Here is a 23,215-nt window from a genome sequence, read left to right as displayed (position 1 = left end):
TCCCCCACATGAGCCAGACATCCAGGACCGCGGTGCTCTCCCAGACCGAGCGGCGCGAGGCACTCGCACGGCTGCTCCAGGAGCGGGGCCCCGGCACGAAGCTCGGGCCGGTGTCCTTCGCGCAGCAGCAGCTCTGGCTGGTCGACCGGCTGTCTCCCGGCGGCTTCGCCTACAACCTCTTCCGCGCTTTCCGTCTGACGGGAGCGCTGGATGCGGTGGCCCTGCGCAAGGGACTCGATGCGCTCGTCCAGCGTCACGAGGTGCTCCGGACCACCTACGCGGACGTGGGAGGCCAGCCCGTGCAGGTGGTCGCCCCGGCGCGCGAAGGGCACTGGCCCACGGTGGACCTGAGCGGAAGGCCGGAGCGTGAGGACGCGGCACGCCGGCTGGCACAGGAGGACGCGGAGCGGCCGTTCGACCTGGAGCACGAGCCGCCCCTGCGGGCCACGCTGCTGCGACTGGGCACGGAGGACCATGTGCTCCTGCTGTCGCTGCACCACATCGCCTGCGACGAGTGGTCCCTGGGTGTGCTGGTGCGCGAGCTGGGTGCACTGTACGGAGCGCTCGCGTCGGGTGCGGCTCCGTCGCTGCCGGCGCTGCCCATCCAGTACGCGGACTTCGCGCGCTGGCAGCGGCAGAAGCTCACGGGTGAGGCGCTGGAGCCACTGCTGGCGGAGTGGCGCCGGCGCCTCTCCGGTCCTCTGCCCTCGCTGGAGCTGCCCGCGGACCACCCTCGACCTGGCACACGGACGCTGTGGGGCGGGCACCAGCGAGTCCAGGTGCCGGCGGAGGTCGCTCGGGAGCTGGAAGCACTGGCGCGCCAGGAGGGCGTCACGCCGTTCATGCTGTTGCTGGCGACGTGGCAGGTGCTGCTGCTGCGCCACTCGGGTCAGGAGGACCTGCTCGTGGGCACCCCGGTGGCGGGACGAGGCCGCGCGGAGGTGGAGGGGCTCCTGGGCGCCTTCGTCAACGTGCTGGTGCTGCGCACGGACCTGTCGGGAGACCCGTCCTTCCGCGAGCTGCTGACGCGGGTGCGCGCGACGTGCCTGGACGCGTACTCGCGCGTGGACGTGCCCTTCGACCGGCTGGTGGAGGCGCTGGAGGTGCGCGGAGACGCGGGCCGCACGCCGCTGTTCCAGACGATGTTCACCTTCCAGGCGGCCCCCGCGCCCGCGCTGGAGCTGGCCGGTGTGCGGGTGTCACGGCTGGAGGTGGAGCGGCGGCTGTCGAAGTTCGACGTGAGCCTGCACCTCGCGGCGGGCCCGGAGGGCCTCTCCGGTGAGCTGGAGTACAGCGCCGACCTCTTCACGCCGGACACCGCGGCGCGGCTCGCGGAGCGCCTGGAGGTGCTGCTGCGCGGCGTGGCCCTGGCCCCCGGGGCGCGGCTCTCCGCGCTGCCCGTCATGGCGGAGGCGGAGCGGCACCGGCTGCTGGTGGAGTGGAATGCCACGCGGACCGACTACCCACGGGACGCGACGCTCCCCGCGCTGTTCGCGGCCCAGGCGGCGCGGACGCCGGATGCCGTCGCGGTGGCCTTCGGCGACTCGCGGCTCACCTACCGCGAGCTGGACCGGCGGGCGAACGGGCTGGCGCACCACCTGCGCGCGCTGGGGGTGGGAACGGGCACCCCGGTGGGGCTGTGCGTGGAGCGCTCGCTGGGGCTGGTGGTGGGAGTGCTCGGCATCCTCAAGGCCGGAGGCGCCTACGTGCCGCTGGACCCGAGCCACCCGCGAGAGCGGCTGGCACTCCTCCTGGAGGACACGGGCGTGCCGCTGGCGCTGGCCTCTCCGGAGCTGGTGTCGAGGTTGCCGGAGCTGCACGGGCTTCAGGTGGTGTCCCTGGACGCAGTGACGGCGGAGCGGGAGGACGCGCCCCGCACCGGAGTGACGGCGGGAGACCTCGCCTACGTCGTCTACACGTCGGGCTCCACGGGCCGGCCCAAGGGCGTGGGCGTGCCGCACCGAGCGGTGGTGCGGCTGGTGATGGGAACGGGCTACGCGCGGTTCGGCCCGGAGGAGGTCTTCCTCCAGCTCGCGCCGCTGGCGTTCGACGCCTCCACGTTCGAGCTGTGGGGCAGCCTGCTGCACGGCGCACGGCTGGTGATGTTCCCTCCGCACACGCCCTCACTGGAGGAACTGGGCCAGACGCTGCGGCGTGAGCAGGTGACGACGCTGTGGCTGACAGCGGGCCTGTTCGAGCAACTGGTGGCCCACCAGCCCGAGGCCCTTGCGGGGGTGCGCCAGCTCCTCGCGGGAGGAGACGTGCTGCCCCCTGGCGCGGCGCGCGAGCGGCTGGCCCGTGGCGGAGTGCTGGTGAACGGCTATGGCCCCACCGAGGGGACGACCTTCACCTGCTGCCATGTGATGCGGACACCGGAGGACGTCGGGCTCACCGTGCCCATCGGCCGGCCCATCGCGAACACCCGGGTGTACGTGCTGGACGCGAGGCTGCAACCCGTGCCCCTGGGCGTTCCGGGAGAGCTGTACGCGGGCGGAGACGGCGTGGCGCTCGGCTACCTGGGCAGGCCGGAGCTGACGGCGGAGCGCTTCGTGCCGGACCCCTTCGGCACCGAGCCGGGAGCCCGGCTGTACCGGACCGGAGACCGGGTGCGCTGGCGCGCGGACGGAACGCTGGAGTTCCTGGGCCGACTCGACGGACAGCTCAAGGTGCGCGGCTACCGCATCGAACCGGGCGAGGTGGAGACAGCGCTGCGCCTGCACCCCAGCGTGCGCGACGCGGTGGTGGTGGCGCGAGAGGACGGAGCCAACGGCAAGCGGCTCGTCGCCTATGTGGTGCCCTCCACGCCAGGAGCGACGCCCGAGCCCACCGCCCTGCGCGACTTCCTGAAGCAGCGCCTGCCCGAACCCATGGTGCCCTCCGCGTTCGTCCCGCTGGAGGCCCTGCCCCTCACGCGCAATGGCAAGGTGGACAGGAGGGCGCTGCCCGCCCCTGACTCCACCGTCACTGACGCGGCGACCGCCAGTGCGCCCCGCACCGCCACCGAGGAGCTGCTCGCGGACCTCTGGGCCCGGCTGTTCGGCGTGGAGCGCGTGGGCGTGGAGGACGACTTCTTCGCGCTCGGGGGACACTCGCTGGTGGCCACGCGGCTCGTGGCCTGGGTGCGGGACACCTTCGACGTGGAGCTGCCGGTGCGCCGCGTCTTCGAAGCACCCACCGTCTCCAGCCTCGCCGCCGCCCTCGACGCGCTCCGAAGTGACGGGCAGCGCGTGCAGCTGCCGCCCCTGGAGCCTGTGGCCCACGAGGAGCCTACGGTCCTCTCCTCCGCGCAGCAGCGGGTGTGGTTCGCGGCGCGGCTCGAACCCGGGAGCGCCCACTACAACGTCCCGTTCCTCTTGCAGTGGAAGGGAGCGCTCGACGCGGACGTGCTGGAACGAAGCCTGCGGGCGCTCGCCGCCCGACACGAGTCGCTCCGGACGACCTTCACCGAGCAGCGGGGCCGGCCCGTGCAGGTCATCGCGCCCGAGCCGTCTCTGTCCCTGCCCGTGGTGGACCTCTCGGGCCTGTCCCCGGAGGCCCGCGAGGTCGAGGCTCGCCGGTACGCCGCTGAGGAGGCCGCGCGTCCGTTCGACCTGGAGCGGGGGCCGCTGCTGAGGGGCCTGCTGCTGCGGCTCGAATCGAGTTCGCACACGCTGCTGCTGACGCTGCACCACATCATCTTCGACGGCGAGTCCGTCGCCGTGCTGCTGCGCGAGCTGGGAGCCCTGTACGCGGCGCTCGCCTCCGGCACCGCGCTACCGCCGCTGCCCATCCAGTACGCCGACTTCGCGGTGTGGCAGCAGCGATGCGCGCAGGGAGGCGCGCTGGAGCCGCAGCTCGCCTGGTGGCGGGAGCGGCTGGCCGGGCTGGAGTCCCTGGAGCTGCCAGCAGACCGTCCCGCCCCGGCCGTACGGACGCGCGAGGGGGCGCGACTCCAGCGCGTGCTGCCCCGGAGGCTGACGGACGCACTGGCAGCGCTCGGCCGTCGCGAGGGCGTCACCCGCTTCATGCTGCTGCTGGCGGCCTTCCAGGTGCTCCTCTCCCGCTACACCGGCCAGACGGATGTCGCGGTAGGAGCCCCCAGCTCCGGCCGCACCCGGCGCGAGGTGGAGGGGCTCATCGGCTTCTTCGTCAACACGCTGGTGCTGAGGGGGGACCTCTCCAGAGGCCCCACCTTCCGGGCGCTCCTGGGTCGCGTGCGAGACACCTGCCTGGGCGCGTATGCCCACCAGGACCTGCCCTTCGACCAGCTCGTCGAGGCGCTCCATCCCGAGCGTGGCGCGGGGCACACCCCGCTGTTCCAGGTGATGTTCTCCATGCAGGACGGGGCTGCGCCGGTGCTGGAACTGCCGCGCCTCGTGGCGCGGCTGGAAGATGGCGACGCGGGGCGGGCGAAGATGGACCTGGGCCTCGCCATGTCGGAGAGCGAGGCGGGTCTGGTCGCGTCCTTCGGCTACGGCACCGAGCTGTTCGACCGGGAGACGGTGGCCCGACTCGCGGACCACTACGTGCGGTTGCTGGAGTCCATCGCCGCGTCCCCGGACCAGCGCATCACCGAGCTTCCCATGCTCGCGCCAGAGGAACGGCACCGACTACTGATCGAGTGGAATGCCACGGAGACCGCCGTGCCCGCGGACTCGCTCGTCCCCGCCCTGTTCGAGGCTCGGGCCGCGCTCACTCCGGAAGCCCTCGCGGTGGCGGATGACGCGGGGATGCTGACGTATGGAGCGCTGGAGCGTCGGGCAAACCGGCTCGCGCACCACCTGAGGTCGCTGGGAGTGCGGCCCGAGGTCCGCGTCGGGCTGTGCGTGAAGCGCTCAGCGCAGTGGGTGGAGGGGGCGCTCGGCATCCTCAAGGCCGGTGGCGCGTACGTGCCGCTGGACCCGAACCAGCCCATGGCGCGGCTGGCCTCCATGCTGCGCGACAGCGGCGCTCCGGTGGTCATCACCACCGAGGCCATCGCGGACGAACTCCCCTCCGGCGGTGAGCAGTGGGTGCTGCTGGATGCGGACGCGCCGCTCATCGACGCTCAGCCCGACATGCCTCCTCCGAGCGGTGCGTGCGCAGACCATCTCGCCTACGTCATCTACACCTCCGGCTCGACAGGGCAGCCCAAGGGCGTTGGCGTCACGCACGGCAGCCTGGCGAACCTGATCCACTGGCACCTGCGCGAGTACGCGGTGGAGCCCACGGACCGGGTGTCCCACGTCATCGGAACCTCGTTCGATGCGTCGATGCTGGAGCTGTGGCCCACGCTGGTGGCGGGAGCGAGCCTCCACATTCCCAGCGACGAGACACGCACCCAGCCCCCGCGATTGCTGGAGTGGCTGGCCGCGCAACGCGTGACGCTGGCCGTCCTCCCCGCACCGCTGGCCGAAGCCGTGCTTGCCGAGCGCTGGCCGGCGGACCTGGCCCTGCGGGTACTCGTATCGGGAGGAGACCGGCTGCATCCGCGTCCCCGCGCCGACGCGCGGTTCCGGCTGGTGAATCAGTACGGCCCCACGGAGAGCACGGTGGTGACGACGTGCGCGACAGTGGCCGTAGAGGGAACGGAGGTGGGACTGCCGCCCATCGGCCGGCCCATCGCCAACACGCGGGTGTACGTGCTGGACCCCGAGCTTCAGCCCGTGCCGGTGCGCGCCACGGGAGAGCTGTACGTGGGCGGCACCGGCCTGGCGCGCGGATACCTGGGCCGGCCCGACCTCACCGCCGAGCGCTTCGTCCCGAATCCCTTCGGCACCGAGCCCGGTGCCCGCCTCTACCGCACGGGAGACCGGGTGCGCTGGCGGTCCGACGGCATCCTGGAGTTCCTCGGGCGCACCGACGAGCAGGTGAAGGTGCGCGGCTTCCGCATCGAGCCCGGTGAAGTCGAAGCAGCGCTGCTCAAGCACCCGGCCATCCGTGAAGCCACCGTCGTCGCACGCGAAGACGGCCTCGGAGGCAAGCGACTCGTCGCGTATGTGGTGCCACGCCCGGCAGCGCCTGACGAAGGCTCCGACGCTCCCACCCGTCCAGCACGGAGCCCCGGGAGTGAAAGTCCGTTGCAGCCCGTCGCGCTCACGAGCCCGGCCCTCCGCGAGTTCCTCCTGCACCGCCTGCCCGAGCACATGGTGCCCGCGGCCTTCGTCACCCTGGCGGCGCTGCCCCTCACGCCCAACGGCAAGGTGGACCGGAAGGCCCTGCCCGCTCCGAGCGTCAGCCTCGCGGACGGCTCGACGGAGCGCTACGTCGCCCCGCGCACCGACGTGGAGCGCAGGGTGGCCGACATCTGGTCGGAGCTGCTCGGCGTGGCACGCGTCGGGGTGGAAGACGACTTCTTCGAGCTGGGCGGGCACTCGCTGCTGGCCACGCAAGCCATCTCCCGATTGAGGGAGTCCTTTGGCGTCGAGGTGCCACTGCAGCGCCTGTTCGAGGAGCCCACGGTGGCGGCGGTGGCCCGGCACGTCGAGGCCTCCCCGCGAGACACCACTCCGGGAGCGCGGCGCGAGCCCTCACTGGCGCCAGTGCCACGCAACGGCCCACTGCCGCTCTCATTCGCTCAGCAGCGGCTCTACTTCCTGGAGCAGCTCGCACCGGGCGGGGCCACCTACCACGTGCCCCTCGTGGTGAGGCTGGAGGGAGCGCTGGACGCGAACCTGCTCCGCGAGAGCCTGCGGGAAGTGGTGCGCAGGCATGAGGCCCTGCGGACGACCTTCGCGATGGAAGACGGGCACCCGGTCCAGGTCATCTCGCCGGAGCTGGCGCTCGACATGCCCGTGGTGGACCTCACCGGCCTGTCACCGGAGGACCGCGACACGGAGGCCGAGCGTCGCGCGAAGGAGGAGGCGCTGCGTCCGTTCGACCTCCACCAGGGGCCGCTCGTGCGGGCCACGCTGCTGCGGCTCGCGCCGGAGGTACACGCCCTGCTGCTGTCGATGCACCACATCGTCTCCGACGGGTGGTCCCAGGACGTGTTCCAGCGGGAGCTGAGCGCCGTCTACGCGGCACTCCGGTCCGGGGGCACCGCCACGCTGCCACCCCTGCCCGTGCAGTACGCGGACTTCGCCGTCTGGCAGCGCGAGTGGCTGAGCGGAGTGGTGCGGGAGAAGCATCTCGCCTGGTGGCGTGAGCAGCTCGCGGGTCCACTGCCCGTGCTGGAGCTGCCGGCGGACCATGCCCGTCCTCAGGTCTGGAGCCACCGGGGCGGCAGGCTCCGCGTCCTGCTGCCGCGCACGCTGTCCGGGCATGTCGAGGCCCTGGCGCAGCGCGAAGGCGTGACGCACTTCATGCTGTTGCTCGCGGCGTTCCAGGTGCTGCTGATGCGGCACACGGGACAGGAGGACGTGCTGGTGGGCACGCCAGTGGCGGGCCGCAACCGGCGCGAGGTGGAGGGGCTCATCGGCTTCTTCGTCAACACGCTGGTACTGCGCGGAGACCTGTCCGGAGCCCCCACCTTCCGAGAGCTGCTGGGCCGTGTGCGGGAGCGCTGCCTGGGTGCGTACGCCCACCAGGATCTGCCCTTCGAGCAGCTCGTCGAAGCACTGCATCCCGAGCGGGACCTGGGACGGACGCCGCTGGTGCAGGCCATGTTCGTGCTGCAGAGCGCATCTCGTGCGGCGCTGGAGCTGCCAGGCGTATCCGTGCGCCTGCGGGACGTGGAGACGGGCACGTCGAAGCTCGACCTGACCCTGTCGATGCGAGAAACGGAGGACGGGTGGGTCGGTGTCTGGGAGTTCAGCACGGACCTCTTCGAGCCCGCCACGGTGGCTCGGATTGCCGGGCGGTTCGAGCGACTGCTCGAAGCCGCGCTCTCGGACCCAGACCAGCGCATCGACGCACTGCCCGTCATGCACGAGGAGGAACGCCGGAAAGTGCTGGTGGAGTGGAACGCCACTGTCACCGGCTTCCCCAGCGACGTCACGCTTCCGGAGCTGTTCGAGCACATCGTGGCACTCCATCCGGACCAGGTCGCGGTTGAGGCCACCGGCTCGCGGCTCAGCTACGCAGAGCTGGAACGAAGGGCGAACCAGCTCGCGCACCACCTGCGCGCACTCGGCGTCGGGCCCGAGGTGCGCGTGGGCCTGTGCGTGGAGCGCTCGGCTCGCTGGGCCGTGGGTGCCCTGGCCATCCTCAAGGCCGGCGGTGCCTACGTGGCGCTCGACCCCAACTACCCTCCTCAGCGCCTCGAATGGCTGCTCTCCGACAGCCAGGCCCACCTGCTCGTCTCCACCGAAGCCATCGCCGCCCGGCTCTCCAACAACTCCACCTCACGAGTGCTGCTGGACACAGAGGCCCCGCTCATCGCCTCCCAGCCCGACACCGCGCCCCTCCTCACCACGGACCCGGAGCACCTCGCCTACGTCATCTACACCTCGGGCTCCACCGGACTGCCCAAGGGCGTCGGCGTCACCCATGCCAGCTTGATGAACCTGGTGACGTGGCATCAGCGCCAGTACGCCCTGACGCCCGACAGCCGGCTGACTCAGGTGGCCGGCACCGCCTTCGACGCCTCGGTCTGGGAGCTGTGGCCCCCGCTGGCTTCGGGCGCCAGTCTCCACCTTCCCGACGAAGAGGAGCGCGCCAGCCCGGCCCTGCTTCTCAAGTGGCTGGCCGCACAGGCCATCACCCACTGCTTCCTGCCCACGCCGCTGGCCGAAGCCGTCCTCACCGAAACCGAAGAAGCCTGGCCGAAAGTCCTGGCCCTGCGCGTGCTGCTGACAGGTGGAGACCGACTGCGCCACAGGCCCCGCGCGGATGCGCCCTTCCAGCTCGTCAACCACTACGGCCCCACCGAGAGCACCGTGGTGACGACGTGCGCGACGGTGGCCGCAACGGGCACCGAAGCCGGACTGCCGCCCATCGGCCGGCCCATCGCCAACACGCAGGTGTACGTGCTGGACTCCGAGCTTCAGCCCGTGCCCGTGGGTGTCACGGGAGAGCTGTACGTGAGCGGCACCGGCCTGGCGCGCGGCTACCTGGGCCAGCCCACCCTCACCGCCGAGCGCTTCGTCCCGAACCCCTTCAGCGCCGAACCCGGTACCCGCCTCTACCGCACAGGAGACCGGGCGCGTTGGCGCCCAGACGGCACACTCGAGTTCCAGGGCCGCGCCGATGAGCAGGTGAAGGTGCGCGGCTTTCGCATCGAGCCCGGCGAAATCGAAGCAGCGCTGCTCAAGCACCCGGCCCTCCGCGAAGCCACCGTCGTCGCACGCGAAGACGGCCCCGGAGGCAAGCGGCTCGTCGCCTACCTCGTGCCCCACTCCACCGCGCCTTCGGGAAGCACCAACGAGGCCCTCGCAGGCGAGCGTGAGTCTTCGTCCGTAGCGCCCACCACCGCCACGGACCTACGAGACTTCCTCCTGCACCACCTGCCCGAGCACATGGTGCCCGCCTCCTTCGTCACCCTCGCGGCCCTGCCCCTCACCCCCAACGGCAAGGTCGACAGGAAGGCCCTTCCCGCTCCCGAGTCGCACGGCTCCTCCAGCGACACGGGCTACCTCGCCCCTCAATCGCCCACCGAGCAGACTCTCGCGTCCATCTGGGCCTCGGTGCTGCGCGTTCAGCACGTCGGCCGGCGCGACAACTTCTTCGCCCTGGGCGGCGATTCCATTCTCTCCCTCCAGGTCATCTCCCGCGCCCACCAGGCCGGCCTGAAGCTCTCCCCTCGCCGCCTCTTCCAGCACCCCACCGTCGAGCTCCTCGCCCGCGTCGTCCAATCCGCCTCTCCAGCCGTCTCCTCCCAGGAGCAGGTCTCCGGCCCGGTACCCCTCACCCCCATCCAGCACTGGTTCTTCGAGTGGGGCCTGCCCACCCCCCACCACTTCAACCAGGCCTTCCTCCTGGAAGTCCGCCAGCCTCTGTCCCCCGCCGTCCTGGAGCAGGCCCTGCGCGCGCTGTGCGAGCACCACGACGCCCTGCGCATGCGCTTCTCCCTCCAGCACTCCCAGGCCGAAGCCTCATCGCCCCACTGGCTCCAGGAGACTGCCGAGACTCCTCCTCCCCTCACCCTGCACCAGGTGGACGTCTCCCACCTGCCCCAGCCTCAGCAGCCCCAGGCCATCTCCACCCACGCAGCAGCGCTCCAAGCCTCCATGCGCCTCGAAGACGGAGGCCTGCTTCGCGCCGCCCTCTTCCACCGCGGCCCCGGCCTCACCCCGCGTCTTCTCCTCGCCCTCCACCACCTCGTCGTCGACGCCGTCTCCTGGCGCTTCCTCCTCGAGGACTTGCAGGCCTGCTGCCTCGCCCTCTCCCACGGCCAGCCCCCCTCCCTCCCTCCCAAAACCACCTCCTTCCAGGCCTGGGCACGCCGCCTCCACTCCCACGCCCTCTCCGACTCCCTCTCTCACGAGGCCTCCTTCTGGACGGGCCTGCCCTGGCACCTCGTCCACTCCCTGCCTCGCGACAAGCCCTCCGCCGACAACTCCCTCGCCTCCGCTCGCCACCTCTCCGTCTCCCTCTCCCCGGACGAAACCCGCCTCCTGCTCCAGGACACCCCCGCCGCCTGGCGCGCGCACATCAACGACATCCTCCTCTCCGCCCTCGCCAAAGCCCTCTGCACCTGGACGGGCCACGCCGCCCTCGCCGTCAACCTCGAAGGCCACGGCCGCGAGGACCTCTTCGACGACGTGGACCTCTCTCGCACCACTGGCTGGTTCACCACCCTGTTCCCCCTCCTGCTCTCAGCGGAGCCCGAGGCCCTTCCGGGTGACATCCTCGCCTCCATGCGCCAGCGACTGGGCGACGTGCCGCACAAGGGCCTCGGCTTCGGCCTGCTGCGCTACCTGCGCGACGCCCGGGACCCAGCGACCCGCGCGCTCGCGGCGCTGCCCTCGCCCGAGGTGAGCTTCAACTACCTCGGCCAGCTCGACTCGCTCGCGGACTCCGGCGCCCTCTTCGGCCTCTCGCGAGACCCGACTGGCCCCATGTATGGCGACCAGGGACCGCGCCGTCATGTGCTGGACGTGAACGGCCATGTCCTCGATGGGCGCCTCGCCCTGCGCTGGACCTACAGTGACAACCTTCACGAGCGATCCACCATCGAGCACCTCGCAGACGCGTGCCTCGACACGCTCCGAGCGTTCATCCGAGAGCGGAACACGGAGGAAGCCCGCCGCCTGCGTCCCGCGGACTTCCCCCTGGCTCGCCTGGACCCGAGCACATTGGACCGGGTGCTCCAGACAGTCTCCGGTGTCGCGGACCTCTACCCCGTCTCACCGTTGCAGCAGGGGTTGCTCTTCCATGCGCTCCTGTCGCCCACCGCGGGCACCTACGTCACGCAGCTCACATGGGAGATGCGCGGACTCGACTCGGACGCATTCCGGCGCGCCTGGGAGGTATTGCTCCAGCGGCACGCCATCCTCCGCACCGCCTTCCTCTGGGAAGGACTGCCCGAGCCACTCCAATGCGTCCGGGCCCGCGTCGACCTGCCCTGGCAGCAGCTCGACTGGAGCGACGTGCCCCAGAATGAGCGGGACGCGCGCCTGCGAGCCTTCCTGGCGGAGGACCGGAGCCACGGCTTCGAGCTCACCCGGGCACCGCTGCTGCGCCTCACGCTCGTCCAACTGGACCAGGCCACCTACCAACTGGTGTGGAGCCATCACCACCTGCTGCTGGACGGCTGGAGCATGGGGCCACTCCTCGACGAGCTGTTCGCGAGCTACGAGGCCCTGTCCAACGGGAAGTCCCCTGTCCTCCCGGACCGCCCGCCGTACCGCGACTACATCGCCTGGCTGCGGAAACGAGACGCGACCCGCGCGGAGTCCTTCTGGCGCGAGTTCCTCGCTGGCTTTACCGAGCCCACGCCCCTGCCCGTCGACTCACGCCCCGGCCGCGCGCAGGAGGAGCCAGGAGCTCCGGAAGGACACCTGACCCTGCTCCCAGCCGAGCTCACGGGGAGGCTGCAAGCCTTCGCAAGGCAGCACCACCTCACGATGAACACGCTGGCCCAGGGAGCCTGGGCGCTGCTGCTCGGGCGCTACAGTGGCCAGCGAGACGTGGTGTTCGGAACGACAGTCGCCGGCCGTCCGCCAGAGCTTCCAGCCGCGGAGTCGATGATTGGCCTGTTCATCAACACCCTCCCGGTGCGCGTGCGGTTGCCCGAGCGGGAACGACTCGTCCCCTGGCTACAGGAGCTCCAGGCGCAGCAGAGTCAGGTGCGCCAGCACGAGGCCACACCCCTGGCCCAGCTCCAGGGCTGGTGCGAAGTCCCGCGAGGAACCCCTCTCTTCGACAGCCTCTTCGCCTTCGAGAACTACCCGCTGGACGGCTCGGTTCGCGAGCGCGCGAACCGACTGGCCGTGAAGGACCTGCGGTCCTCGGAGCACACGCACTACCCGCTCACCGCCGTCATCCTGCCGCGACACGGAGAGCTGCTGTTGAAGCTCGAATACGAGTCCGGCCGCTTCGACACCGAGGCGATGCATCAACTGGTGGAGCACTACCAGATGTTGCTGGAGGGAATGCTCTCCCGCGCGGACCAGCCGCTCGCGTCGCTCCCCTGGATGAGGGAGGCCGAACGGGCCCGGTTGCTGGTCGACTGGAACGCCACTCGCGCCCTCGTGCCGACTGGCACCTGCATCCACCAGGAAGTCGAAGCGCACGCCAGACGCACTCCAAGAGCCCTCGCGGTGAGCGACTCCGAAGAGTCCCTCACCTACGCGGAGCTGGAGCGAAGGACGAACCAGCTCGCGCACCACCTGCGCGCACTGGGCGTCGGGCCCGAGGTGCGCGTGGGCCTGTGTGTGGAGCGCTCGGCTCGCTGGGCCGTGGGTGCCCTGGCCATCCTCAAGGCCGGCGGTGCCTACGTGGCGCTCGACCCCAACTACCCTCCTCAGCGCCTCGAATGGCTGCTCTCCGACAGCCAGGCCCACCTGCTCGTCTCCACCGAAGCCATCGCCGCCCGGCTCTCCAACAACTCCACCTCACGAGTGCTGCTGGACACAGAGGCCCCGCTCATCGCCTCCCAGCCCGACACCGCGCCCCTCCTCACCACGGACCCGGAGCACCTCGCCTACGTCATCTACACCTCGGGCTCCACCGGACTGCCCAAGGGCGTCGGCGTCACCCACGCCAGCTTGATGAACCTGGTGACGTGGCACCAACGCCAGTACGCCCTGACACCCGACAGCCGGCTGACTCAGGTGGCCGGCACCGCCTTCGACGCCTCGGTCTGGGAGCTGTGGCCCCCGCTGGCCTCGGGCGCCAGCCTCCACCTCCCCGACGAGGAGGAGCGCGCCAGCCCGGCCCTGCTTCTCAAGTGGCTGGGCGCACAGGCCATCACCCACTGCTTCCTGCCCACGCCGCTGGCCGAAGCCGTCCTCACCGAAACCGAAGAAGCCTGGCCGAAAGACCTGGCCCTGCGCGTGCTGCTGACAGGTGGCGACCGACTGCGCCACAGGCCCCGCGCAAATGCGCCCTTCCAGCTCGTCAACCACTACGGCCCCACCGAGAGCACGGTGGTGACGACGTGCGCCCCCGTGGAGGCAGTGAGCACCGAAGCCGGACTGCCGCCCATCGGCCGGCCCATCGCCAACACACAGGTGTACGTGCTGGACTCCGAGCTTCAGCCCCTGCCCGTCGGCGTCACGGGAGAACTGTACGTGGGCGGCCACGGCCTGGCGCGTGGCTACCTGGGCCAGCCCACCCTCACCGCCGAGCGCTTCGTCCCGAACCCCTTCAGCGCCGAACCCGGTACCCGCCTCTACCGCACGGGAGACCGGGCGCGCTGGCGCCCAGACGGCACACTCGAGTTCCAGGGCCGCGCCGATGAGCAGGTGAAAGTGCGTGGCTTCCGCATCGAGCCCGGCGAAATCGAAGCAGCGCTGCTCAAGCACCTAGCCATCCGTGAAGCCACCGTCGTGGCACGCGAAGACGGCCCCGGAGGCAAGCGGCTCGTCGCCTACATCGTGCCCCACTCCACCGCGCCCACCGCCACAGAGCTACGCGACTTCCTCCTACGCCACCTGCCCGAGCACATGGTGCCCGCCGCCTTCGTCACCCTGGAGGCCTTGCCCCTCACTCCCAACGGCAAGGTCGACAGGAAGGCCCTTCCCGCTCCCGAGTCGCAAGGCGCCCCCAGCGACACGGGCTTCCTCGCTCCTCAATCGCCCACCGAGCAGACGCTCGCCTCCATCTGGGCCTCCGTGCTGCGCGTTCAGCACGTCGGCCGGCGCGACAACTTCTTCGCCCTGGGCGGCGATTCCATTCTCTCCCTCCAAGTCATTTCCCGCGCCCACCAGGCCGGCCTGAAGCTCTCCCCTCGCCTCCTCTTCCAGCACCCCACCGTCGAGCTCCTCGCCCGCGTCGTCCAATCCGCCTCTCCAGCCGTCTCCTCCCAGGAGCAGGTCTCCGGCCCGGTACCCCTCACCCCCATCCAGCACTGGTTCTTCGAGTGGGGCCTGCCCACCCCCCACCACTTCAACCAGGCCTTCCTGCTGGAAGTCCGCCAGCCTCTGTCCCCAGCCGTCCTGGAGCAGGCCCTGCGCGCGCTGTGCGAGCACCACGACGCCCTGCGCATGCGCTTCTCCCTCCAGCACTCCCAGGCCGAAGCCTCACCGCCCCACTGGCTCCAGGAGACTGCCGAGACTCCTCCGCCCCTCACCCTGCACCAGGTGGACGTCTCCCACCTGCCCCAGCCTCAGCAGCCCCAGGCCATCTCCACCCACGCAGCAGCGCTCCAAGCCTCCATGCGCCTCGAAGACGGCGCCCTGCTTCGCGCCGCCCTCTTCCACCGCGGCCCCGGCCTCACCCCGCGTCTTCTCCTCGCCCTCCACCACCTCGTCGTCGACGCCGTCTCCTGGCGCTTCCTCCTCGAGGACTTGCAGGCCTGCTGCCTCGCCCTCTCCCACGGCCAGCCCCCCTCCCTCCCTCCCAAAACCACCTCCTTCCAGGCCTGGGCACGCCGCCTCCACTCCCACGCCCTCTCCGACTCCCTCACTCACGAGGCCTCCTTCTGGACGGGCCTCCCCTGGCACCTCGTCCACTCCCTGCCTCGCGACAAGCCCTCCGCCGACAACTCCCTCGCCTCCGCTCGCCACCTCTCCGTCTCCCTCTCCCCGGACGAAACCCGACTGCTGCTCCAGGACACTCCCGCCGCCTGGCGCGCGCACATCAACGACATCCTCCTCTCCGCCCTCGCCAAAGCCCTCTGCACCTGGACGGGCCACGCCGCCCTCGCCGTCAATCTCGAAGGCCACGGCCGTGAAGACCTCTTCGATGACGTGGACCTCTCTCGCACCACCGGCTGGTTCACCACCGTCCACCCCGTGGTCCTCCCGGCCCCGGCCCACGCCACGCCTGGAGACACGGTAAGCGCCGTCCACCACGCGCTCACGAGCGTCCCCAACAAGGGCCTCGGCTTCGGCCTGCTGAGCTACCTGCGTGACGCCCAGGACCCAGCGACCCGCGCGCTCGCGGCGCTGCCCTTGCCCGAGGTGGGCTTCAACTACCTCGGCCAGCTCGACTCGCTCGCGGACTCCGGCGCCCTCTTCGGCCTCACCTGGGAGTCACCCGGTCCGGACCACGGCGGCCAGGGCCACCGCCAGCACGTGCTGGACGTGAATGGCCACGTCATGGACGGGCGCCTCGTCCTGCGCTGGACCTACAGCGACAACCTCCATGAGCGCGCCACCATCGACCGCCTCGCCCACGGCTGCCTCGACGCGCTCCGCGCCCTCATCCAGACCCGCCCGGCACAGGCGAGCCCCGCGCTCCAGGTCGAGGACACCTACGCCCTCTCCCCGCTCCAGCGGCGGATGCTGCGGCACACGCGCCTCGCGCCGGGAACAGGCGCCTACGTCACGCAGCTCACCTGGGAGTTCCACCAGGGCCTGGACGTGCCCGCCTTCCGCCGCGCGTGGGAGGCCCTGGTCCGCCGTCACGCCATCCTCCGCACGTCCTTCCCGGCCGACCACGACACCCAGCAGGTCCACGCCCGGGTCGACGTCCCCTGGCAGGAGCACGACTGGCGTACCCTCACCGCCGAGTCCCAGCACGAGCACTGGGACGCCTTCCTGCGACAGGACCGCGTCCAGGGCTTCGACCCGGCCGTCGCGCCGCTGCTGCGCCTCACCGTGGCCCGCACGGACACGGACACGTTCCGCTTCGCCTGGAGCTTCCACCACCTGCTGATGGACGGATGGAGCGTGGGCCTGCTGATGGACGAGCTGCTCGCCGCCTACCAGGCCGAGCACACCCCGCCCCCGAGCCGCCCGCCCTACCGCGACTTCATCACCTGGACGAAGCGCCGCAACGCCTCCGCCTCCGAGGCCTGGTGGCGAGACACCCTCACCGGCCCCACGCCACTCCCGGGAGACCGGGGCCCGAGCACTCCCACCGTCCCCTGGCGGGAGCACCTGTACGTCCTGCCAGAGGCCCTGACGTCCGCCCTCACGGCCTTCGCGAGGCGGCACCAGCTCACGCTGAACACGCTGGCCCTGGGCGCGTGGGCAACGGTGCTGGCGCACCACACCGGCGTGGACACGGTCCTCACGCAGGTCATCGTCGCCGGCCGTCCTCCGGAGCTACCGGGGGTGGAGTCCCTCATCGGCCCGCTCATCGACACGCTGCCGCTGCGCATCCCCATGCCCGGCCATGCGCAGTGCCTGCCCTGGCTCCAGGACCTCCAGTCCCGCCAGCTCGAGCTCGCCGAGCACGCGCACACCGAGCCACCCCGGAGCGCGCGCCTGCCCGACACGCTCTACGTCTTCGAGAACTACCCTCGGGACGCGGCCGTGGGCTCGCGGGCGCAGCACCTGGGCCTGCGCCGCATCCACTCGCTGGAGCAGCCCTTCACCGCGCTCGACGCCGTCGTCCTGCCGGGACGGGAGCTGAAGCTCGAGCTCTCCTACGCCCCGGAGCGCCTGGATTCGGCCGTCATCGAGCGACTCCCCCGTCACTGGCGCGCGGTGCTGGAGTCCCTCCTCGCCAACCCCGACCAGCGGCTCGCGGACCTGCCGGGCGCCGAGGAGGACGCGGACGCCCCAGGCCTCGACCGATAGCCCCAGCCCGGCCCGGCCTCACGGCTCCGGAGGCGCCGGCACCCACCGCGGAGGCGCGTCCAGCGCGGGGCGCTCCTCCAGCAACTCATGCGGGCGGAAGCCGCCCTTGTAGCGCAGCGACGCGCACGCCTGGACGCGGTAGCCCAGGTACACGTGGGGAATCCCGCGCTCGCGCGCCAGCTCCACCTGGCGCACCACGTTGGCGGTGCCGAGCGACAGGTGCGCGTAGGCCGGGTCATAGAAGAAGTACACGGCGCTCCACGCGCGCGGCGTCTCGTCGCACAGGCCCACGCCCACCAGCCGGGGCCCGCCCTCCGCGCCGTCGTCGTACCAGGCCACCTCCCGCGCGGACGGGTGCGGAAACGAGAACTGGAGCGAGTAGTCCCGCGCCGTAATCGGCGACGGAGTCCACTCCCGTGCCAGCTCCCGCTCGGCGTGCCACGCGCGGTACAGGGCCAGCCGCGTCGGGTCCACCCGGGGTGTCGCCACCTCCACGCGCAGGTGGGCACACGCCGCCCGGGCCCGGCGCTGGCTCCGGTTGGGGCGGAAGCCCTCCACGGGGACGCGAAGCGAGACGCACGCGTTGCAGTCCGCGCAGGCGGGCCGGAAGTACACCGGGCCGAAGCGACGCCACCCGCGCACCAGCAGGTGCTCGTACTCCTCCGACGAGACGTCCTGCATCAGTAGATTTTCCAGGGAGGCCTGCCGCTCCGGCAGGTAACTACAGGGGCGGGGGGACTCGACGTCGTGTGCCAGGAGGAGCGCCATGTGCGTCCTCGTTCCTGTCCGGGCCTCCGTCCGGCGTCAAGTCGGGCACGCCCGCCCGGGGGGACTGCGTCCGGAGGGCCTCATGCGGCTCGCCAGCCAGGGGGTCCTGACCGCACCACCGGGGCTCCTACCCCGGAGGACGGGCTGGCATGCCAACTGCAAAACATCCCTGTGCCGCCCTCGGGGGGGCGCAGGAGGAAGCACATGGCGCGCGACAGCATGCAGCCCTGGATGGACCGCCTCTCCCTCGGAGAGCTCGAGGTGACGGGCCTCTCCGCCCGCTCGGCGCTCGGCTCCCGGGACTGGGACAGCGACGCCCTCTCCTACCGGCGCCCCGCAAACCCCGACATCTCTGCCATACCCGCCACTGTTTCCCTCCAGGTCGAAGACGACACCGACGACTTCGACTTCCTGGTGGCCAGCTACTGATCGCGTTCACCGGTGACGGGGGCGCGTCGAAGCCGGACGCACGCCGTGCCGGGTCCGCGCAGCTTCTGCGCGTCGCGCACCGGCCCGGAATTCTCAGAGGCCGAGCAGGCGGGCAGACCCGATGGGAAAAGCGCGGGAGCATGCAGGCACCCGCGCTTCACACCTGGGAAGCCGGCTTCCCGGCTGTGGGCGCCACCGCATATAAGTCCGGGCATGTCAGCGATTGATGTCTCGGTGGTGATGCCCACCCACAAGCGAGAGAAGGAAGTCCTGGAGGCCATCCGCTCCGTGCTGCGGCAGGAGGGGGTGAGTGTCGAGGTCATCGTCCTGGACGACACGCCCGCGGGCACGGCGCGCGAGGCAGTGGAAGGCCTGGGCGACGCGCGGGTGCGCTACCTCGTGAATGACCCGCCCTCCAAGGGCCGTCCGGCGGTGGTGCGCAACCATGGCGCCACGCTGGCGAAGGGCCGCTACCTGCACTTCCTCGACGACGACGACATGCTGGCCGAGGGCGCGCTGCACGCCATGGTGAGCGCGCTGGACGCGCGGCCGGACGCAGGTGTCGCGGTGGGCTGGGTGGTGCCCTTCGGCGACGACGCGGACTGGCTCAAGGACAAGAGCGAGTACTTCGAGTGGGCGGCGAAGGTGGGCTCCAGCACGCCCAACAGCGCCTGGACGGTGGCGCACATCCTCTTCCGCGGCACGCTGTATGTGAACTCGGCGTGCATGGTGCGCCGCGAGCACTTCGCGCCGCTGGGCGGCTTCGACGGCTCCATCCCCGTCTACGAGGACGTGGACTTCTACCTGCGGGGCATCCGCGCCTACGGGCACGTGTACGTCAATCGCCCCATCCTCCACTACCGCACCGGCCGGCCCTCGCTGATGCATGATTTGGGCAAGGACGGCACGCTGGTGATGCAGTCCAACGAGATGATTCACGGCAAGTACCGCAAGACGAACGGCATGCTGGAGTACCGCGCCCTGCAGCTGCTGATGCGCGCGCTGCCCTTCGACGTGGCCAAGAAGCTGCCGCTGTGGCTGCCCAAGCAGGGACGGGCCTCGTGAGCCTCAAGAGCCGCCTCCTCGGCACCGCCAAGCGGCAGGTGAAGGAGACGCTGCGCCCGGTGCTCCAGAAGGCCCTGGCGCCCGCCCGCACCTCCGTGCCCGCCTCCCACTGGGGGCTGGAGCACCGTCCCGGCCAGGGCCTGTGCCTGGAGGGCGTGCCCCTCAAGGACCTCGCGGCCCGGTACGGCTCGCCGCTGCACGTGGTGCACCTGGCCGCGCTGCGCCGCAACGCGAAGCGCTTCCTCGCGGCGCCCCCGGGCCGCGCTGGCGGCTGCGAGGTGTACTACTCGTACAAGACGAACCCGGTGCCCGGCGTGCTGTCCTTCCTGCACGGCCTGGGCGTGGGCGCGGAGGTCATCTCCGCCTATGAGATGTGGCTGGCGCTGAAGCTGGGCGTGGCCCCCGAGCGCATCGTCTACAACGGCCCGGTGAAGTCCGAGGCCTCCGTGCGCGAGGCCATCTCCCGCGGCATCGGCCTGCTCGCCGCCAACCACACCGAGGAGCTGGCCGTCTTCACGCGGCTGGCCGCCGAGGTGGGCCGCCGCCCGCGCGTGGCGGTGCGAGTCACGACGGACGCCGGCTGGACGGGGCAGTTCGGCACGCCCATCGCCGGGGGCGCCGCGCTGCGGGCCTACCAGCAGGCGCGCGCCTCCAAGCACCTGGACGTGGTGGGCCTGCACGCCCACCGCGGCGAAACCATCCGCACCGAGGGCGACCTCACGGGCTTCGTGGAAGCGGTGCTCGCCTTCACGGACACGCTGCACCAGGAGCTGGGGCTGGACCTCGAGGTGCTCGACCTCGGCGGCAGCCTGTGCACGCCGACGGTGGAGCACATCGCCGAGCGCGACTGGCGACTCAACCTCACCTTCTTCCGCGACGTGCCGGCGCCGGACCCGGCGGCCTCGCTCTCGATTGAGCGCTACGTGCCCCTGGTGGTGGAGCTGGTGGAGTCGCACTACGCGCGCCGGGGCCGCCAGCGCCCGCGCATCTTCCTGGAGCCGGGCCGCGCCATGACGGGCGACACCCAGCTGCTGCTGGCCCGCGTCCATGCCCTCAAGGCGGGCGAGGACCGCACCTGGGCGGTGCTCGACGCCGGCATCAACCACGCCGAGTGCGTGCGCAACGAGTACCACCAGCTCTTCCACGTGGACCGGCCGGACGCGGAGGCCTCGCGCGTGTACACGGTGGTGGGCCCCATCTGCACCCCGGGCGACACGCTGTACCACGCGAAGCGGCTGCCGGAGCTGAGCGTGGGGGACACGCTGGCCATCATGGACGCGGGGGCCTACTTCGTGCCCTTCGCCACGTCCTTCTCCTATCCGCAGCCGGCCATCCTCGCGCTGGACGGCGGCCAGGAGCGGCTCCTGCGCCGCGCCGAGACGTTCGAGGACCTGGTGACGTTCGACGCGCCGCCCGTCGAGCCCGTGAGGCTCAGCGGTTGAGCACCATGGAGCGCACGAAGGCGCGGGGGTGGCGCGCGGAGCCGTAGAGAATCTGCGCCAGCTCCACGGCGGTGGGCACCAGGTCATCCGAGTCGATGAGCGGGTCCACCGACAGCCCCCGGTGCGCGTCCAGCCACTGCCGCCACTGGCGCGCCTCGTCTCCCGGGAGCGCGCCGGACAGCCGCTGGAGGTTGAGCAGCATCTCCAGGGCGATGCGGTTGCAGAACACCTCGCCCCGCCCGCGCCACTCGCGCGCCGCCTTCGCCTCGCGCTGCAGCGAGTCCCGGTCTCCCAGGGCGGCGTGGTACGCCAGCAGCGGCAGCGGCAGGCCCCGGGCGATGTCGAAGCCCATCTGCCCGTAGTAGCGGGGGTTGAAGTCGATGAGGAGGAAGTCGTCCTTCGTCTGGATGAACTCCACCTCGAAGACGCCGTGGTAGTTGAGGCGCCTGCACAGCCGCTTCAGCCCCTCGGCCAGGTCCTCGCGCACCGGGGCGGACTCGAAGCACACGCCCACGCCCAGGCGCCGCGGGCGCTGGAGCACCTTCATGGCGCCGCGCACCTCGAACAGCTCGCCCGACTCGTCCACGAAGCCGGACAGGCTGTAGATGCCCTGCGCCGCCTCCGGGTGGAACTCCTGCACCATGGGGCGGGACACCGCCGGGTCGAACCGCACCAGCATGTCCGCGTACCCGTCACGCGCGAAGGAGCGGTACTCCTCCACCAACTGCGTGGGCTCGGCCACCGGGTGGCCCTTGCGGTGGGTGGAGTAGAGAATCTGGGTGGTGGGCTTGATGAGCACGGGGAAGCGCGCCTCGCGCGCCACCGCGTCCAGGTCCGTCTCGGACTCGGGGAACCAGGTGCGCGGCAGCCGCAGCCCCACCTCCTGGCCCACCTCGAAGAGCTTGCGCTTGTTGAGCAGGCCGTAGACGGCCTCCACGCCCGGGTCATACAGGTGGAAGTACTTCGCCAGCTCCTCGCGGTGGACGGACACCAGCCAGGCCAGCTCGTCGCTCGTCGGGTAGAGCACGTGCTTCAGCGGCTCGCGGCGGCCGAAGTCCAGCAGCCACGCCATGAAGTCCTCGGCCCGCGACTCGGGCGGACACTGGACGCGGCGCCCGACGAAGCGGGACCAGCTCGCGGGCCCCAGCTTCGTGGGGTCCGCCACCGTGACGTCGATGCCGTTGCGCCCGAAGCAACGCGCGGCCGCGAGCGTGCCGTAGAAGCCCGCCGAGAAGAGCAGCACGGGCGGCCGGCCCTCCACGTGCGTCCGGGGTACCTGCTCCACCATGGCGTCCTCAATCTCCTGTTGCGACTCCGGCGTCCCCGTCTCCCCACGGCGCGAGCGCTGCGCCGTGCCGCGGACCGCGGCCAGTACCTGCGTGGCCAGCCCGGAGCGGGGGCCCCGCTGGAGCATGGCGGCCCCGGCGACGGGGCTGCTCGCGGCGAGGCTCGCGGTGAGGAGGGAGACGATGTGCCGTTTCATGAAGGTGTGGGGTCCTACCTGATTTGCCACGCAAACCCTGGAAGGACCTGGAAGATGTCGGGAGCAGGATAGCCTCTCGGCTGACGCTTTGGCGCCCCCCCTCTGCCGCTCATCTTCTCGCAGCCTGGGACTGAGCGACTCCGTTGAGGGCCATGCGTCGCGTCATCCTCAGGGGCTGATGCCTTCCCTTGGCCTCCAAACGAGATACCCCCGGGCGAGAAGCCACGCATCGGCCTCCACGTCTCCTGTGCGAGCCGCCAGGCGTGAGGCGGCCTCATGGAAGGCGTCGGGGGGCGCGGTGTGGCCTGAGACCCGGGCGGCCTCCCAGGCGGCGCCCCACTCGGCGAAGAAGGCGTGGACGGGCTCTCCGGGGCGCACGCGGCGGCGCAAGTCGCGCGGCAGCCAGTCGCGGAACAGCAGCGGCGCGAAGCCATGGCTGAAGTCCGTGTGGAAGAGCAGGGCCTCGCGGACGAGGGGCGCGTCGGCCTCCGGGGCCCGACGCAGCAGGTGCGCGGTGAGGATGGCACCCGTCGGGTCGGCGCTGCCCTCCACGAGCAGGCCGGAGGGCAGCAGGTAGCGACCCAGCGTCCGGTGGACCTCGGGCACGCGCTCCGGTGGGCCCTGCCGCAGCAGATTCATGGCGCGCAGCAGGCGGACGGGCTCGTCGTCGCCCAGCGGCAGCTCGAAGCCGCCCTGGCGGAAGTGCGTCTTGGCGTCCGCGTGCGCGCGGGCGGCGAGGGCGCGCTCCGCGTCCAGCTCCACGCCGACGACGGTGAGCTCCGGCTGGAGCGCGCGGAAGGCCTCGGCGCTCTCCAGCGTCGTCCACGGGTGCTCGCCGAAGCCCACGTCGACGAAGACGGCGCGGGCCCACGGGCCGTCGCGGCGGGAGAGCAGCTCGCGCTCGGCGTGACACAGGTACGCGTCCAGCGCGCGCAGGCGGCCGCGCGAAGTCCTCCCGCGCGTCTGGGTGTCCAGCGACGACATGGGCCTGCTCATGGGCGAGCGGCGCCCGGCCGTCAAGCGCCCGGAGGCCCTGGGACGCGGGTGGGTTCCCT

General features: G+C 71.5%; 7 protein-coding genes. 4 read left to right on the top strand and 3 right to left on the bottom strand.

Features of this window, described 5'->3' with window-relative positions:
* The first annotated feature begins 8 nt into the window (after positions 1–8).
* Positions 9–16,973: a non-ribosomal peptide synthase/polyketide synthase gene (locus tag G4D85_RS21310; protein ID WP_164014774.1), complete on the top strand. Its 16,965-nt coding sequence runs from the start codon at positions 9–11 to the stop codon at positions 16,971–16,973.
* Between the two features lie 18 nt (positions 16,974–16,991).
* On the opposite strand, the gene G4D85_RS21305 is transcribed toward G4D85_RS21310, so the two are convergent.
* The gene (locus G4D85_RS21305; protein ID WP_164014772.1) at positions 16,992–17,741 is read right to left on the bottom strand and encodes an arginyltransferase; all 750 of its coding nucleotides are present in this window, start codon (positions 17,739–17,741) and stop codon (positions 16,992–16,994) included.
* 204 nt (positions 17,742–17,945) lie between these two features.
* On the opposite strand from G4D85_RS21305, the gene G4D85_RS21300 reads away from it, so the two are divergent.
* The 3 genes from G4D85_RS21300 to G4D85_RS21290 all read left to right on the top strand — a co-directional run bounded on the left by G4D85_RS21300 (position 17,946) and on the right by G4D85_RS21290 (position 20,677).
* Positions 17,946–18,170, top strand: coding sequence for a hypothetical protein (locus G4D85_RS21300; protein ID WP_164014770.1), 225 nt, complete (start codon positions 17,946–17,948; stop codon positions 18,168–18,170).
* Between the two features lie 213 nt (positions 18,171–18,383).
* Positions 18,384–19,235 carry a glycosyltransferase family 2 protein gene (locus tag G4D85_RS21295; protein WP_164014768.1) on the top strand — a complete coding sequence of 284 codons (852 nt, stop codon included), beginning with the start codon at positions 18,384–18,386 and terminating at the stop codon, positions 19,233–19,235.
* Complete coding sequence (locus G4D85_RS21290) at positions 19,232–20,677, top strand: type III PLP-dependent enzyme domain-containing protein (protein ID WP_164014766.1); 1,446 nt, start codon at positions 19,232–19,234, stop codon at positions 20,675–20,677. Before G4D85_RS21295 ends, G4D85_RS21290 begins: the two co-directional genes overlap by 4 nt.
* Here G4D85_RS21290 and G4D85_RS21285 read toward each other — a convergent pair.
* Positions 20,667–21,965 (bottom strand): carboxylate--amine ligase, encoded by a 1,299-nt coding sequence (locus tag G4D85_RS21285; protein WP_164015193.1) that lies wholly within the window; start codon positions 21,963–21,965, stop codon positions 20,667–20,669. The two genes, G4D85_RS21290 and G4D85_RS21285, sit on opposite strands and share 11 nt — an antisense overlap.
* A 363-nt stretch (positions 21,966–22,328) precedes the next feature.
* Complete coding sequence (locus tag G4D85_RS21280; RefSeq protein ID WP_164014764.1) at positions 22,329–23,144, bottom strand: methylase; 816 nt, start codon at positions 23,142–23,144, stop codon at positions 22,329–22,331.
* Positions 23,145–23,215: the final 71 nt, after the last annotated feature.

The organism is Pyxidicoccus trucidator, from assembly GCF_010894435.1.
In the GTDB taxonomy this organism is placed as follows: domain Bacteria; phylum Myxococcota; class Myxococcia; order Myxococcales; family Myxococcaceae; genus Myxococcus; species Myxococcus trucidator.
This window is presented reverse-complemented; position numbering and strand designations above follow the sequence as displayed.